The sequence below is a fragment of the Bacillus sp. ES1-5 genome (assembly GCF_022487605.1).
Taxonomy (GTDB): Bacteria; Bacillota; Bacilli; order Bacillales; family Bacillaceae_G; genus Bacillus_A; species Bacillus_A wiedmannii.
On the sequence record NZ_JAKVPU010000001.1, the window covers coordinates 1,659,853 to 1,675,917 of the forward strand.

General features: G+C 37.1%; 14 protein-coding genes and 1 other annotated feature. Of the genes, 3 read left to right on the plus strand and 11 right to left on the minus strand.

Features of this window, described 5'->3' with window-relative positions; translation table 11 throughout:
- Positions 1-22 precede the first annotated feature (22 nt).
- On the minus strand, positions 23-1,669 hold the full coding sequence (locus MKO96_RS08570; RefSeq protein WP_240587242.1) for a peptide ABC transporter substrate-binding protein: 1,647 nt from the start codon (positions 1,667-1,669) through the stop codon (positions 23-25).
- Between the two features lie 352 nt (positions 1,670-2,021).
- On the opposite strand from MKO96_RS08570, the gene MKO96_RS08575 reads away from it, so the two are divergent.
- Positions 2,022-3,467: an MATE family efflux transporter gene (locus tag MKO96_RS08575; protein WP_240587243.1), complete on the plus strand. Its 1,446-nt coding sequence runs from the start codon at positions 2,022-2,024 to the stop codon at positions 3,465-3,467.
- Between the two features lie 145 nt (positions 3,468-3,612).
- Here MKO96_RS08575 and MKO96_RS08580 read toward each other — a convergent pair whose 3' ends face one another.
- The 5 genes from MKO96_RS08580 to MKO96_RS08600 all read right to left on the minus strand — a co-directional run bounded on the left by MKO96_RS08580 (position 3,613) and on the right by MKO96_RS08600 (position 9,304).
- A complete protein-coding gene (locus MKO96_RS08580; protein ID WP_000166340.1) occupies positions 3,613-4,548 on the minus strand; it encodes an ABC transporter ATP-binding protein in 936 nt (311 codons plus the stop codon).
- Positions 4,541-5,584, minus strand: coding sequence for an ABC transporter ATP-binding protein (locus MKO96_RS08585; protein WP_000854346.1), 1,044 nt, complete (start codon positions 5,582-5,584; stop codon positions 4,541-4,543). Before MKO96_RS08585 ends, MKO96_RS08580 begins: the two co-directional genes overlap by 8 nt.
- A gap of 18 nt (positions 5,585-5,602) precedes the next feature.
- Complete coding sequence (gene opp3C / locus MKO96_RS08590) at positions 5,603-6,619, minus strand: oligopeptide ABC transporter permease (RefSeq protein ID WP_000974096.1); 1,017 nt, start codon at positions 6,617-6,619, stop codon at positions 5,603-5,605.
- Positions 6,616-7,545, minus strand: coding sequence for an oligopeptide ABC transporter permease (gene opp3b / locus MKO96_RS08595; protein WP_000534165.1), 930 nt, complete (start codon positions 7,543-7,545; stop codon positions 6,616-6,618). The genes opp3C and opp3b overlap by 4 nt, the downstream gene beginning before the upstream one ends.
- Before the next feature lie 127 nt (positions 7,546-7,672).
- Positions 7,673-9,304, minus strand: a complete 1,632-nt coding sequence (locus MKO96_RS08600; RefSeq protein ID WP_240587244.1) for a peptide ABC transporter substrate-binding protein — start codon at positions 9,302-9,304, stop codon at positions 7,673-7,675.
- Positions 9,305-9,623: 319 nt separating this feature from the next.
- On the opposite strand from MKO96_RS08600, the gene MKO96_RS08605 reads away from it, so the two are divergent.
- The gene (locus MKO96_RS08605) at positions 9,624-10,004 is read left to right on the plus strand and encodes a DUF3899 domain-containing protein (protein WP_240587245.1); all 381 of its coding nucleotides are present in this window, start codon (positions 9,624-9,626) and stop codon (positions 10,002-10,004) included.
- Positions 10,005-10,109: 105 nt separating this feature from the next.
- Positions 10,110-10,326, plus strand: a binding site (T-box leader).
- Positions 10,327-10,401: 75 nt separating this feature from the next.
- Complete coding sequence (gene trpS, locus MKO96_RS08610) at positions 10,402-11,391, plus strand: tryptophan--tRNA ligase (RefSeq protein WP_240587246.1); 990 nt, start codon at positions 10,402-10,404, stop codon at positions 11,389-11,391.
- A gap of 239 nt (positions 11,392-11,630) precedes the next feature.
- On the opposite strand, the gene MKO96_RS08615 is transcribed toward trpS, so the two are convergent.
- From MKO96_RS08615 to MKO96_RS08635, 5 genes are all read right to left on the minus strand, one after another.
- Positions 11,631-12,377, minus strand: coding sequence for a YjbA family protein (locus MKO96_RS08615; RefSeq protein ID WP_087979784.1), 747 nt, complete (start codon positions 12,375-12,377; stop codon positions 11,631-11,633).
- Between the two features lie 144 nt (positions 12,378-12,521).
- Positions 12,522-13,310, minus strand: a complete 789-nt coding sequence (locus tag MKO96_RS08620) for a DUF2268 domain-containing putative Zn-dependent protease (protein WP_240587247.1) — start codon at positions 13,308-13,310, stop codon at positions 12,522-12,524.
- Positions 13,311-13,416: 106 nt separating this feature from the next.
- Positions 13,417-14,655, minus strand: a complete 1,239-nt coding sequence (fabF, locus tag MKO96_RS08625) for a beta-ketoacyl-ACP synthase II (protein ID WP_000412643.1) — start codon at positions 14,653-14,655, stop codon at positions 13,417-13,419.
- Positions 14,656-14,686: 31 nt separating this feature from the next.
- Positions 14,687-15,619, minus strand: a complete 933-nt coding sequence (gene fabH / locus MKO96_RS08630) for a beta-ketoacyl-ACP synthase III (protein WP_001100551.1) — start codon at positions 15,617-15,619, stop codon at positions 14,687-14,689.
- Positions 15,620-15,850: 231 nt separating this feature from the next.
- Positions 15,851-16,027 (minus strand): ComZ family protein, encoded by a 177-nt coding sequence (locus MKO96_RS08635; protein ID WP_048559636.1) that lies wholly within the window; start codon positions 16,025-16,027, stop codon positions 15,851-15,853.
- Between the last annotated feature and the right edge of the window lie 38 nt (positions 16,028-16,065).

Here is a 16,065-nt window from a genome sequence, read left to right on the forward strand (position 1 = left end):
CAGGTAATCACCTGCTTTTTTCTTATTTCTCTACTGACGCCCATTTAAAGCTTAAGTCGCCGCCATATTTATGGTTGTACATATTTTTAATTGATTCTCTTTGTAAGTATGCTCTACCACGTTGATATACCGGAACAATCGCAGCATCATCAAGTAACATTTTCTCCGCTTCTAGTAAGCTTTTCCAACGAGCATTTACATCGCTTCCATCTTTCTTTGCTTTCGTGATAATTTCATCATATTTCGGATTAGAATATTTCATTTTATTTTGGGATCCATCAGTTACGAACATATCAAGATATGTAATTGGATCTGGGAAGTCTGCACTCCATCCAGAGAATGACATGACAAAATCGCCCGCATCTTCTAATTTTAGTTTTTGCGCAAATGGTTGTTGTTTAATTTTCACTGTTAAACCTGGTAAATTCTTTTCTAATTCACCTTTTAAATATTCACCTGTTTTCTTCGATAATTCAACATCTTCATTTAATAGCTCTAATTCGATTTCATTTTTACCAAGCTCTTTTTTACCAGCTTCCCAATATTTCTTCGCTTCTTTCACGTTTGGTTTTACAATATCTCCATTTACAGCACGGAAGTCCTTTTTATCCGGTCCTTTAATGAAGTTATCAGGAATTAATCCTGTTGCTGGCTTAGAGCCGTTATTTAATAATGTATCAACGAACGGCTTACGTTCAAAAGCAAGTGAAATTGCTTTACGAATATTTTTATTTGCTAACGCTGGATCTTTTTGATTTAAACGAAGGAAGAATACAGATGTATCTTCTACTGTTTGGAAATCTGGTTTTCCTTTATATTTATCGATGAACTCTGCTAATAACGTCGCTCGATCGACTGCGTTTGTTTCATATAAATTAATTGGCGTGGACGTATCTTTTACAATATTAAAGTTTACTTCCTCAATCTTCACTTCTTTATTGTCCCAATATGACGTGCTCTTTGTCATTTTAAAGCTACGTTCATGTTGCCAATCACTTAGTGTAAATGGTCCGTTATAAAGTGTTGTATTCGCTTCCAAACCAAACTTCGTACCTTGCTCTTTCACAAACTTTTCATTCACAGGATAGAAGATTGGATATACCATTAAATCTACAAGATATGGAATTGAATTGTCTAGTTCCACTTCTAATGTATAATCATCAATCGCTTTTACACCTAATTGATCTGGACTCATCTCTTTTTTATTAATTTTCTCTGCATTTTTTATATCATACATAATGTACGCTGATTTCGCAGCTGTATCTGGGTTAATTGCTCTTTGCCATGCGTACACGAAATCTTTCGCCGTCACAGGCTCACCATTTGACCATTTTGCATCTTCACGTAATTTAAATGTATATTTTTTACCGTCTTCTGACTTTTGGAATTCCTTTGCTACACCTGGAACAAGCTTATCATCTTTTCCTAAACTGTATAAGCCTTCCATCGTATTAGTCATTACTCTTGAAGAAACTGCATCAGCTGATAACGCTGGATCCATCGTTGGAATTTCTTGTGTTTCAATTAAGTTAATAACTTGCTTCGCACCGCTTTTCCCGCTATCCCCTTTTGCGTTCGCTTGCGGTTCATCTTTTTGATAGCTACATGCCCCTAACATCATGCTCATTGCTACTGTTGACGCTACAAAAACTGGTATCTTTTTTTTCATACTTCCACCCTCCAAAAAAATGTTAGCCCTTTCATTTTCAAACAGAAAGAAATATATATATGTTCTAACAATTCATATTATACACACAAATATATTTTTTGTATATTTATATTTCTATTTTATTAAAATTTTCTGTTAAAAAATAAACCTTTGTAAACGTTTCATATTGCTGTTTATCCTTACTAAATTGTTAAAAATAATTATTTTTATATTTTTCTAAATTATCAGAGAAAAATAAATTTTATATCTCATAATACTTTTTGCATAATTATCCTTCTCTTTTTATCATAAAATAGCGCTCCCTTCATAATAAAGATATGTAGGTTAAAATGAGTGCAAAGGATAGGAAAGTATGTTACGATACACTTTGCTAAAAATAGATATCGGTAAAGAGGGGACGGACATGGCAGCAATTCAGGCAAAAAACGGGCCGACAGAGAAATTAAGTTTATTCTTATTAACATGGCCTATTTTTCTAGAAGTTTTTCTATTTATGTTAATGGGGATCGCTGATACTTTCATGTTAAGTGCATTATCAGACGATGCTGTATCTGGGGTTGGTGCAGCGAATCAATATCTCCATATCGCTATTTTGGTACTAGAAGTCATCGGGAACGGCGCAGCTATCGTCGTATCTCAATACCTCGGTTCCAAACGTTTTATGGAAGCATCTAAAATATCAGCTTTAGCCGTCACATTAAATTTAGTGGTCGGACTCGTTATAAGCGCTGGTTTTCTTTTATTTTCAAAACATATGATGATGGCAATGAACTTACAAGGCGATGTACTCATGTATGCACAAAACTATTTATCCATCGTCGGGGGAGCTATTTTCCTTCAAGCTATTATTAATTCATTAGCCGCAATTATCCGCGTACACGGCTTCACAAAGCAAGCGATGTTTATTTCACTTGGAATGAATATTATTCATATCGCTGGAAACTACGTACTCATTTTCGGTAAATTTGGTTTCCCAGAGCTCGGTGTACAAGGGGCTGCCATTTCTTCTGCTGTCAGCCGACTTATCGCGCTTATCGTTTTCTTCTGGTTACTGTACCGCGTTATGGAATATCGTGTGAAATTACAATATTACTTCACCTTATCAAAAGAATACATCGGGAAAATTTTAAAAATCGGGATTCCATCTGCATTTGAGCAGGTTATGTATCAAGCTTGCCAAATTGTCTTCTTATACTATGCAACATATTTAGGAACGGAATCATTAGCGGCTAGACAATACGCTACGAATATTTCTATGTTCACTTATTTATTCGCGATTGCGATCGGTATGGGAACAGCCATTATTATCGGACGCCTCGTTGGCGGTGGTGAAAAAGATGAAGCGTATGAACGCGTATGGAAAAGTGTAAAATGGGCAATTGGCGTCACTTTATGTATGGTCGCTCTCGTCATTACATTCCGTACACAATTAATGGGACTGTTTACAGATAATCCGCACATTATTACGTTAGGTACGTCAGTTCTTTTACTAAGTGTACTACTTGAAACGGGACGTACGATGAACATCGTCATTATCAATTCACTTCGCGCAGCTGGTGATGCAAAGTACCCAGTATTAATCGGAGCATTCTCTATGGTGTTAATGAGTTTACCACTCGGTTACTTTTTCGCCTTCCATTTAGATATGGGGCTCGTTGGTATTTGGCTGGCCATTGCTATTGATGAATGGACACGTGCCATCATTATGTTCTTCCGCTGGAAAAGTAGAGCGTGGGAACGTTATGCACTCGTTAAACCTGAAGAACAAGAGGAGAGTGTTTCTGTTCAGGCACAATAATACTCCTTTAATTAAGGTGTATTCATTAGTAAAGGAAACTTATATCTGCGATTCTTTAAATATATCGACTTACCGAGAAATGTTGACAAATCTATTATATAGTAGAAAAAAGCCAATCTTCCGTAACGGAAGATTGGCTTTTTTATTATTGATAAATCTCTTTATATTTCTTATACTCCGCTTCAGAACATAATACGAAATGTCCTGGGCGAATTTCACGCATTGTCGGTGCTTCACTAGCATAATCATGCTGAGATGGATCGTATACGATACGTTTACGATTGCGCTCATAATCTGGATCTGGAAGCGGAATTGCTGATAATAGTGATTTAGTATATGGATGAATTGGATTCGCATATAACTCTTCACTTGTTGTTAGCTCAACGATTTGACCACGGTACATTACGCCGATGCGGTCACTAATGTATTTTACCATTGATAAATCATGGGCAATGAATAAGTATGTTAAACCTTTTTCTTTTTGTAACTTTTTCAGTAAGTTTACAACTTGCGCCTGGATTGATACGTCAAGTGCTGAGATTGGCTCATCAGCAATGATAAATTCAGGTTCTACAGCAAGTGCGCGAGCGATACCGATACGTTGACGTTGTCCACCTGAGAATTCATGCGGGAAACGGTTTGCGTGCTCTTTATTTAAACCAACTGTGATTAATAATTCATGGACACGGTCCATACGCTCTTTTTTGCCTTTTGCTAGTCCGTGAATATCAATACCTTCTGCAATAATATCCCCTACTGTCATACGAGGGTTTAATGATGCATATGGATCTTGGAAAATCATTTGCATTTTACGGTTGAATTTCTTCAGCTCTGCACGTGATTTTTTACCATGTACATTTTCACCATCGAACAACACTTCACCAGCAGTTGCATCATATAAACGAATAATCGTTCTTCCAGTTGTCGATTTACCACAACCCGATTCTCCTACAAGACCAAATGTTTCTCCGCGATAAATATCAAATGAAATATCATTAACCGCTTTGACAACACCACCACTCACGTCGAAGTGCTGTTTTACATTTTTTACTTCAATTAATTTCTCACGTTGTTTAGTCATGTTGTTCACCTGCTTTCATTTGAAGAATGCGTTTTTCAACGACTGCCGGTGGTTTTACTTCTGGAGCTTGCTCGTGAAGTAACCAAGTTGCCGCATAGTGTGTATCACTTACTTTAAATAAAGGTGGGTCCATTTCAAAATCAATTTTCAATGCCTGTGGATTACGTGGTGCAAAAGCATCTCCCTTTGGCGGCTTTAATAAATCTGGAGGCGTTCCAGGGATTGCGTATAACTCTTCTTCTGAACCATCTAAACTTGGCATAGATGCGATTAAGCCCCAAGTGTATGGATGTTTTGGATTGTAGAAAATTTCATCAACCGTTCCAATTTCAACAACTTTACCTGCGTACATAACTGCTACGCGGTCCGCAACGTTTGCCACTACACCTAAGTCATGTGTAATGAAAATGATTGCCGCTTCTGTTTTTTGCTGAATGTCCTTCATAAGCTCTAAAATTTGCGCCTGAATTGTAACGTCTAGCGCTGTTGTCGGCTCATCAGCAATTAATAATTTCGGGTTACAAGCTAACGCCATCGCAATAACTACACGCTGTCTCATACCACCTGAGAATTGGTGAGGATATTGTTTTAAACGCGCTTCTGGATTCGGAATACCTACAAGGTCGATTAATTCTAACGCAACTTTACGTGCGTCTGCTTTACTCATCCCTTGGTGTTTAATAAGACCTTCCATAATTTGATTCCCAATTGTCATCGTTGGATTTAATGATGTCATTGGATCTTGGAAAATCATCGCGATATCTTTACCGCGCACTTGCTGCATTTCTTTTTCTGTCAGTTTCGTTAAGTCACGACCTTCAAATACGATTTCACCGTTTTTAATACGCCCTGGAGGATTCGGAATTAATCCCATTAACGCTTTAGAAGTAACTGATTTACCAGAACCAGATTCTCCTACAATCGCTAATGTTTCTCCTTTTTTTAAATCAAAAGTAACACCGCGTACAGCTTGTACTTCACCTGCATGTGTATCAAAGGAGACTTGCAAATCTTTTACCTCTAGCAATGTTTTCATTTTTACTTCTCCCCTCTTTTACTTACGCATTTTTGGATCTAACGCGTCGCGTAATCCGTCTGCCATTAAGTTGAATGCTAAGATTAACATACTGATGACAACCGCTGGGATGAACATCATATGTGGATACGTTTGAATTGATTTATAACCATCGTTTACAAGAGAACCAAGTGATGCGAATGGTGGCTGAATACCTAAACCGATAAAGCTTAAGAACGCCTCACCAAACACTGCTGTTGGAATTGTAAACATTGTCATTACGATAATTGGTCCCATTACGTTCGGGATTAAGTGTTTTACAATTAACTGTGTATTTGTTGCACCTAATGTACGAGATGCTAATACGTATTCTTGATTTTTTAATTTCAGGATTTGTCCACGTACGATACGCGACATCCCTATCCAACCTGTAATCGCCATCGCGAGTGTAATTGACCATATACCAGATCCCATAATGATTACCATTAAAATAACGATGATTAAGTATGGAATACCGTTAATAATCTCCATAACACGTTGCATAATATTATCTACTCTACCGCCATAGAACGCTGAAATACCTCCATATGCAACCCCAATTACTAAGTCAATTGCTGCTGCTAAAAGAGCGATATATAATGATACACGCGTACCTTCCCATGTTCTTGTCCATAAATCGCGGCCAAGATCATCTGTACCAAACCAGAAATACTCTTTAATATCACGTTTTTCATATTGGTCAACACCATATTGATCTGTACCGTCAAATGGTAGCCAATGAACATTTTCAATAACAGGAATTTTCGGTGGTAATTTCGCACGACCTAAGTCTTGCTCTTTATAAGAATGCTTACTTACCATCGGTCCTAAAATTGCTAGTAATATAATAAGCGCTAATAAAACGAAACCGAACATTGCTCCTTTATGTTGGAACAAACGTCTTCTTACATCTTGCCAAAACGTTAAGCTTGGACGGGCAATGACTTCATTATCAACATTATTTTGATTGGCTTGTTGAAATAAATCTGGAGATAATTTTTGTACATCTTTCATCATTTTTTCCCTCCCGCTAAACGAATACGAGGATCAATAATTCCGTATAAAATATCGACAATGAAAATAACTAAGATGAAAATCGCACTATAGAAAATTGTAGTTCCCATAATAACTGTATAGTCATTCACTGTAATAGATTTAACGAACTGTTCCCCTAGTCCTGGTACAGCATAAATTTGCTCAATAACTAATGTCCCTGTAATTAAACCTGCAACCATTGGTCCTAAAATTGTTACTACTGGAATTAACGCGTTACGAAGTGCGTGTTTAATAATGATAACGCCTTGGCTAATTCCTTTCGCTTTCGCTGTTAAAATGTAATCAGCTTGCATAACTTCAATTAACTCTGCACGAGCAAAACGTGCGATTGTTGCGATAACTGCCATCGATAAAGCGATTGTAGGCATTACGGTAAACTCTGGCCCTTTCCAGAATGCTACTGGGAACCACCCCAGTTTTACCCCTACGAAATATTGTAGTAATGCGGCGAATACGAACGATGGTACCGACATCCCGAGTACGGAAATAATTGTCGCCCCATAATCGACCCACGTATTGTTACGAAGTGCCGCAACGATTCCTAAAATTAAACCGATAAATGTTCCTAATATAATCGCTTGTAAACCAAGTTGTGCTGATGGTCCAATACGATCCACAATCATATCTGTTACTGGACGGTTATCATATTGGAATGATACCCCTAAATCACCTTTTGCTAAGTTACCTAAGTAACGTGCATATTGAACTGGTACTGGATCATTTAAGCCATATTTTTCAAGAATGATTTCTTTTTGTGCCGGTGATAGTTTCTCCTGGTTTTTAAGCGGAGAACCCGGAAGTAATTTCATCAAAAAGAAAGTCAGTGTAGTAATTAAAAATAATGTCAAAGCCATGTACACGAAACGTTTTAATACATAACGTCCCATAGTCAAGCACCTCCCCGTTTTTCTCAAAAGCAATAAGATAGTTTAAAATATTCTTACTTTTATTTTTTTAAAATAAGAGCATATGCCCATCATAGGCATATACCCTTATTCATGATGGAAACCATTTTTAGTTTTTTAGTTCAACCCACTTATAGCTAAATTCTCCGCCATATTTATGTTCTAATAGGCCAGTAATTGAGCCACGTTGTAAATAAGCTTTTCCTGGTTGATATACTGGAGCAATCGCTGCATCTTCAAGCAGTTGTTTTTCTGCTTGTAATAATGTATCCCAGCGAGCTTGTACATCAACTTCTGTTTTCGCTTTTTTAATTAAATCATCATACGCTGGGTTTGCATAATTTACTTTGTTTTGCGCATTACCTGTCGTATACATTTCAAGGAATGACATTGGATCCATATAATCTGGACTCCATCCCGCGTATGACATTGCGTAATCTCCACTTGCTTCAAGTTTTAATTTTTGTGCAAATGGCTGCATTTTTGTTGAAACTGTTAAACCTGGTAAGTTCTTTTCAAATTGGCCTTTTAAATACTCTCCAATTTTTTTAGCATCATCAGTATCAAAGTTTAATAGCTCTAACTCTACTTTGTCTACACCAAGTTCTTTTTTACCAGCTTCCCAGTATTTTTGAGCTTCTTTAATATCCTCTTTTATAAGCTTTCCGTTTTCTTCACGGAAGTCTTTTCCATTCGGACCTTTTGCTAAGCCTTTCGGAACAAAACCATATATCCCCTCTGAACCATCGTTTAAGATCACTTTTCCGATATTTTCACGTTCAAAGGACATTGCAATTGCTTTTCGGATATTTTTATTTGCTAAAAATTTATTCTTTTCATTTAAGCGAATAAATTGTGTAGATGGTCTCTTAATCGTTTTAAAGTCAGCATCTGATTTGTATTTATCTACAAACTCTGATGTTAATACGACACGATCAATCGCTTTCGTTTCATATAAATTTATAGCAGTTGAACGATCCTTAACAATATTGAAGTTTATTTCCTCAAGTTTTACTTCTTTATTTTCCCAATACGTTGGATTTTTCTTAAGTTGGAAACTTTGTTCATGCTTCCATTCATTTAATACGAATGGACCATTATAAAGTGTCGTATTGGATTCTAATCCAAATTTTGCTCCTTGTTCTGTTACAAACTTCTCATTCAAAGGATACAATGTTGGATAGACTGTTAAACTTACAAAATAAGGAACAGGGTTATCTAATTCCACTTCAAGTGTATGATCATCAATTGCCTTTACACCAAGTTCTTCAACTGGTAATTCTTTTTTGTTAACTTTCTCCGCATTTTTAACATCAAATAGTATGTAAGCAAACTTGGCACCCGTGTTTGAATCTACAGCTCTTCGCCAAGAATAAACGAAGTCTTTCGCTGTTACAGGTTCACCATTAGACCATTTCGCATCTTCACGTAACTTAAATACATACTTTTTGCCATCCCCTGATTTCTCATAAGATTTAGCGACACCTGGAACAAGCTTATCGTCTTTCCCCAGACGATATAATCCTTCCATTGTGTTATTCATGATGTTAGAAGATGCTGCATCTGTTGATAACGTCGTATCCATAGTTGGGATTTCAGCTGTCTCGGTTAGATTTAACACTTGCTTGTTTGAGGATTTTTCTTTTGCGCCTGCTTTATTATCCTCTTTTTGGTAACTACAAGCTCCTAACATACTGACAGTCAACGTCGATGCAAGTAATAACGGTATCTTTTTCTTCATGTTGTGTTGCCTCCCCTAATTGCACTTCCTGTACCCTCACTTGTAAAAATGTAGAATTGAAAGAATAATCTCCAAGTTTCTACAATTTTCATTATACATATAATATAACAATTGTGAATATAGTTTTTTGTTTTTTTGTTAAAATTTTTAATAAAATGTTTATTTTTTTATTTTTTTGTAAAGGGATACGTTAACATTGCTACCATCATCTTGAAATCAGACCTTTAATTGCGTATAATTTTCAAAAAATTAATTCTAGTACATATTATAGCTTTTATAGTATAATAATTCTAGTAATATTTTGACGGAGGGGAACATTTTGAATAAAGTTTTTTTTCATACTTGTATACTAATTTTCATAGCGATAATCGGTTCTAGTATTGGCGCATTCCTCGTTTCATCGCAATTTTTGTTGAATTTTGTCAACATATCGTTTTATGTCGCACTATTTTTTATTCTTATAGGCGGTTTTTTATTCATATTTCAAAATGGATTTTTCAATGTAACAATTTACGCCTTCCAAAGAGTGTTTGGTACGAACAAAAAAATTGAGTCTTTAATTGAAGAAGTAGAGGAACCTGTCGATAAGAAAGAACGTATTTATAAAACATATTCATTCAAATGGACGTATCCAATTTGTATTACAGGTATCGTTCTTGGGTTGTTCTCGACCCTCATTAGCTTTACTATTTTGATGTAGTTTGCAAACACTATCCCATATGATATAATAATCAGCAAAACATTTTGTTATAAAACTTTAGTTCTTTCATATTAAAAGAGCTCAGGTAACAATAAATAAATTTATATGTATGCGATGATAAAGAAGAGTACATATTGAGGCAATTTCAGAGAGCTTGTGGCTGGTGTGAACAAGTAATTGCGCAGTGTGGAATGGGCTTTTGAGCACCAAACCGAACCGAAAGTAGTAGGCTTTGGCGTTATATCCAAACGTTATTATGGATTAGAGAGATTTCACAGTAGTGAAATAATTAGGGTGGTACCGCGGTCCATTCGTCCCTATAGTTTTTTGGGATGAATGGGCTTTTTTGTTTGCCTTCTCTTCCCCATCACGCATTCAAATTTAGGAGGAATTACTTATGTCAGTTATCTTTTCTGGTATTCAGCCGAGTGGAACAATTACACTTGGAAACTATTTAGGGGCTATGAAGCAATTTACAGAGCTTCAGAACGAACACGACTGTTATTTCTGTATTGTAAACCAACATGCGATTACAGTACCTCAAGATCCCGTACAACTTCGTAAAAACATTCGCAGTCTTGCTGCACTTTATGTAGCATGCGGCATCGATCCAGAAAAAGCTACTTTATTTGTACAATCAGAAGTACCAGCACACGCTCAACTAGGATGGATTATGCAATCAGTTGCTTACGTTGGAGAATTAGAGCGTATGACGCAATATAAAGATAAATCTTCTGGTAGAGATTCAGTTCCAGCTGGATTGCTAACGTATCCACCATTAATGGCTGCTGATATTTTACTTTACAACACTGAAATCGTACCTGTTGGTGATGATCAAAAACAACATATGGAATTAACACGCGACCTAGCAGAGCGTTTCAACAAACGCTTCCGTGAAGTGTTCACTGTTCCTGAAATTCGTATTCCAAAAGTAGGAGCTCGCGTTATGTCATTAACAGAACCTACGAAAAAAATGAGTAAATCTGATCCGAACCCAAAAGCAATGATCAGTATGCTTGATGAACCAAAAACAATTGAAAAGAAAATTAAAAGTGCTGTAACTGATTCTGAAGGTATCGTGAAATTTGATAAAGAAAACAAACCTGGCATCTCTAACTTATTAACAATCTACTCTTCATTCTCTGGAAAAACAGTTGAAGAAATCGAAGCAATGTACGAAGGAAAAGGATACGGAGACTTCAAAGGCGACCTAGCACAAGTAGTCGTAGAAGCAATTCGTCCAATCCAAGACAAATATAACGAACTAATCAACTCACCAGAACTAGACGAAATTCTAGACAAAGGTGCAGAAAAAGCAAACCGCGTTGCATTCAAACAACTACGCAAAGTAGAAAACGCAATGGGACTAAGTAGAAAACGTAAGTAACTTATAAAGCGGAGGCGACTGCTTAGCCCTGACGGCTAAGGTTCTTTCCCACAGAAGGTGCTTTTTTACCTTCTCGTGGGGAAGGTTCTTAGACGCGAAGGGCTAGGCGCCGGAGCTGGATTTCTTATAAAGCTCCAGCGGCTCACTTAGAATGTGAGGGGGAAGGCGCGAAGCCACCGAACATTCTTGCCGCTGGAGCTAAGTTACAACAAATTAAAAAACCGCCAATTGGCGGTTTTTTAATTTACCTTTTGCTCGTTTTCCATTTCCCATAACTTTTCAAAAAATGGCTGTCCTTTTACGAGACGCTCACATAATTGTTCGTGCTTCTCAGACCAGCCTGTTTTCGCTTCATCATACAGTTTAGCCCAAATATCTTCAAATTCCATATGTTGAACCATTCCGTATGCTGATGGATCCCACTCTGTGAACCAATAGCGAATTTCTGCTGTATTTTTCGTTGTATGTAATTGATCTAACGCCATAAATAATAATTGTTTAAGCTGTCTTTCTTTACGAGTTAAGCCATTCATAATGAAAGGTGATGGTGATAAAATATGATGTTCTTTTTCCATTTCTTCTACTTGGAACTCATACTTTTCTGCTTGTACGTTTTCTACCATCTCATATACCATCTGCTCTTGGCGCGGTATAAGTCTGCTCTTTCGAATTGGTACATTGTAACCAATTGTGTCAATCGCAATAATTCCTTTTCCATCTGTAACAACAAAGCAATACTCTTGCTGCAAACGTTCATGATTTTTACGAATATATGCCTTATGATGTACGTCTTCCAACAATTTTTGCGGAAGCTCTAACAATTCGTCCTCGATGTAATGATATAATGTGGCATCTACTTTTAATAATGGCACTTGATCTAATAGCTCAATCGTATCATCTTTCCGCCATTCGTAAAAATTACAAACGTTATACCCATTCTCTTCACCTTCAAACCAATTTACCCATACATCATGTAGATATAACATTCACTACCCCTCACTTCACTACTGTTTGTATCAATCATTATGTTCAATTTTTCTTAACTTTATTCCACCTAAGGAAATATATTCTAATTATTATTTTTTCTTCTATTAATACTAAAAAAAACAGGAAATAGAGCTCCTGTTTTTTTATATATGAAATGTATTTGCTTTATTCAATATTTCTTTTGCATCTATAGATAATAAAGAAAGTGTATCCTCTCCTTCCAATGTTACACAATCTTTGACGATATGAAATCCAAGCGCATAGCCAAGCATCTTTGGATAAGAGTGAAATCCATTTAATAAGATGTCGTGCTCCCTTGTTCCTCGTTTTATACTTATTCTTTCATGTACAACCGTTTTCCAATAATAAATAGCCTCTTTTTTTGAAAGATACATCGTCCACGGTGCATTGTTTTTTTCTGAATATCTTTCCGTTACCGCTTGCTCAGCTAGCCCTTCCATAATCATCGTATCAAGTAATGTATATTCTGTTTCTTTCGTCTCAATTTGATGTAACCTGCATATGTGGTGATATTCATGCGCCAATAACACCTTTAATTCTTCCACCGAATTCCGTCCACATACGAATAAGAAAATAACGTGACGCATAGATAATCCAGCCCTACCGTTATACTCCTCTTGTACAGTTCGATTATATGAATCTGATAATAAAATAAAGACAGGGACATCCGGACCTTTTAACCAATTTTTTAGTTTCTCATACTCCATACGTAACTCTTTCCAAATTCCCTTCTTCTCTAACTCTTTAATTTCCTGTTCTCCTCGCATAACCGGGCGATACATACCTTTAGAAATTAAAAAGCGATACAATCTTTCTTTTGGCAGCGGGATATACTTCGTAAACTTCTCACACAGCTTTTCTGGCCGTCCATAATATAGATGTAACCACTCAGCAGTTTCAACAATCCCCATCTTTATCCCTCCTTTTTCTTATGTATATGCAAAAGGAGAAAAAGGCGTAAAAATAAATAAAGAGTTTTTTCGTAATATGCTACGAAAAAACTCTTTATCTCATCTATTATTTATACGATTTAAATACTAATACTGCGTTATGACCACCGAATCCTAGTGAGTTACTTAATACTGCATTTACTTCTTGTTGTCTCGCTTTATTCGGTACGTAATCTAAGTCACATTCTGGATCTGGTGTTTCATAGTTAATTGTTGGAGGGATTACTCCGTCTGTAATTGATTTAATTGAGAAGATCGCTTCAACAGCACCAGCTGCTCCTAATAAGTGACCTGTCATTGATTTCGTTGAGCTAATTGCTACTTTGTACGCATGCTCACCGAACGTTTCTTTAATTGCCATCGTTTCATACTTTTCATTCGCATCCGTACTTGTACCGTGCGCATTAATGTAATCAATATCTTCTGGCTGTAGACCTGCATCTGCTAAAGCTTGACGCATTGCACGCACGCCGCCTTCACCGCCAGGAGCCGGCATTGTAATATGGAATGCATCACCAGTTGCACCGTAACCCGCGATTTCCGCATAAATGTGAGCACCACGAGCTAATGCGTGCTCTAATTCTTCAAGAATTAAAATACCTGAACCTTCACCCATTACGAAACCGCTACGGTTTTTATCAAATGGACGGCAAGCTGTTGCTGGATCTTCATTAAATGTTAATGCTTTCGCTGAACTAAATCCGGCAAATGCCATACTTGTTAACGGCGCTTCTGCTCCGCCTGTTATCATTGCATCAGCATCACCGCGTTGAATTGCTTTAAATGCATCACCAATTGAGTTTGCACCAGATGCACAAGCCGTTACAGAACAAGTGTTAATTCCTTTTGCTCCTGTTGCGATCGATACTTGACCTGCTGCCATATCTGGGATCATCATCGGTACGAAGAATGGGCTCACGCGGCGCGGGCCTTTCTCAGTAAAAATCTTAAATTGTTCTTCGTATGTTTCCATACCGCCAATACCAGAACCAATCCATACACCAATTCGAGGTCCGTTTTCTTCTGTAATTTCAAGCTTTGCATCTGCAACTGCCATTTTCGCTGCTGCTACTGCATATTGTGTAAAGCGATCCATACGGCGCGCTTCTTTTTTATCAATATATTTCTCGACTTCAAAGTCGTTAATTTCTGCTGCTACTTTTGCTGGAAATAGTTCCGGATCAATTCTTGTAAGTCGTCCGATTCCAGATACACCCTTTTTAATGTTTTCCCACGCTGTTTCAACATCTGTTCCGATCGGTGTAACAGCTCCTAGTCCTGTAATTACGACCCTCTTTTTCTCCATACAAAATACACTCCTTTTTTTCTCTCAGTCCTTATTTACCCCAACGAAGAGCAACTGCTCCCCATGTTAATCCGCCGCCGAAACCAACAAGTATAATTAAATCACCATCTTGAATACGTCCATTTTGCAATTCCTCTACCATTGCAATTGGAATTGAAGAAGCTGATGTATTACCAAACTTTTCAATTGTCATACTCATTTTTTCTTGTGGTAAATTTAATCTCTCTCTTGCAGATTCCATAATACGAATATTCGCTTGATGCGGTACTAAAAAATCCACATCCTCTTTAGTAAGTCCCGCTTTTTCTAACACGCGAAGACAGGAATCACCAAGTTGGCGAACAGCAAATTTAAAGACTTCTCTGCCGTTCATCATAACATACTCGTCTTGATAAAGATGCTTACCGCCGCTTCCGTCTGCTCCTAATTCGAAAGATAGAACGCCTCTTCCTTCTGAAACAGCCCCCATTACGATAGCACCGGCTCCGTCTCCAAATAGTACTGCTGTATTTCGATCATTCCAGTCTACAATTTTAGATAGTTTATCACTACCAACTACTAATACATTTTTATAAGTTCCCGTTTGAATAAATTGCTGCGCTGTAATCATTCCGTACATAAAACCAGCACACGCTGCACTTAAATCCATTGCGGCTGCGTGTTTTGCGCCAATGGCTTCTTGAATGACACAAGCTACTGCTGGGAATGCGCGATCTGGCGTTACTGTTGCCACTAAAATCAGATCGATATCCTCTCCGCTAATCCCGGCATCTTCAAGTGCTTTTTTAGAAGCCTCTACCGCCATATATGAAGTATCTATTGTATCATCGGCAATGCGTCTTTCTGCAATTCCCGTTCTCGTACGAATCCATTCATCAGATGTATCTACGATTTTCTCTAAATCGTGATTTGTGACTACTTTTTCTGGCACATATCTTCCGATCCCTAAAATGCCCACGTTCACATCGCAGCCCTCCGTTTTATATCAATTATTATGACTTGGTACTAATTTTAAAACATAAATGTATTTTTGTCTAGAATATATTTCAGCTAAAACATAAATCCAGCATTATTCACTTTATTGTTTATTAAAAGAAACAGAAACATACCTTTCTCTGTTTCTTTCGAAATATAAAAAGGCCCGAACCGCTTCTGTCCACGATTCGAGCCTCTCTTCCATCTAAAAAGATGCTTTTTATTCTTTTTCTGCTTTCCCAAGCTCATATGCTTCGTTCATAACTTTCATCAATAACTCTAATACTGGTTGTGCTTTCTCCATATCAAGCGCAATTCCATTCGAATCTAAGATGGCCTTTGCTTCTGGTAAATGCTTCATTGCGATTTGTAAAAATTGCATGCTTTTTTCGTTCATATTACGTTCTTCCTCTCCGTAAAAACTTTCATTTCACA

Bases quoted from the DNA above. Each gene is read 5' to 3' on its own strand.
- MKO96_RS08585 (WP_000854346.1), bottom strand. From the start codon at position 5,584: ATGAAAACATTGCTAGAGGTAAAAGATTTGCAAGTCTCCTTTGATACA.
- trpS (WP_240587246.1), top strand. From the start codon at position 10,402: ATGTCAGTTATCTTTTCTGGTATTCAGCCGAGTGGAACAATTACACTT.
- MKO96_RS08575 (WP_240587243.1), top strand. From the start codon at position 2,022: ATGTTACGATACACTTTGCTAAAAATAGATATCGGTAAAGAGGGGACG.
- MKO96_RS08570 (WP_240587242.1), bottom strand. From the start codon at position 1,669: ATGAAAAAAAAGATACCAGTTTTTGTAGCGTCAACAGTAGCAATGAGC.
- MKO96_RS08635 (WP_048559636.1), bottom strand. From the start codon at position 16,027: ATGAACGAAAAAAGCATGCAATTTTTACAAATCGCAATGAAGCATTTA.
- opp3C (WP_000974096.1), bottom strand. From the start codon at position 6,619: ATGATGAAAGATGTACAAAAATTATCTCCAGATTTATTTCAACAAGCC.
- MKO96_RS08600 (WP_240587244.1), bottom strand. From the start codon at position 9,304: ATGAAGAAAAAGATACCGTTATTACTTGCATCGACGTTGACTGTCAGT.
- fabF (WP_000412643.1), bottom strand. From the start codon at position 14,655: ATGGAGAAAAAGAGGGTCGTAATTACAGGACTAGGAGCTGTTACACCG.
- MKO96_RS08615 (WP_087979784.1), bottom strand. From the start codon at position 12,377: ATGTTATATCTACATGATGTATGGGTAAATTGGTTTGAAGGTGAAGAG.
- MKO96_RS08620 (WP_240587247.1), bottom strand. From the start codon at position 13,310: ATGGGGATTGTTGAAACTGCTGAGTGGTTACATCTATATTATGGACGG.
- opp3b (WP_000534165.1), bottom strand. From the start codon at position 7,545: ATGGGACGTTATGTATTAAAACGTTTCGTGTACATGGCTTTGACATTA.
- MKO96_RS08580 (WP_000166340.1), bottom strand. From the start codon at position 4,548: ATGACTAAACAACGTGAGAAATTAATTGAAGTAAAAAATGTAAAACAG.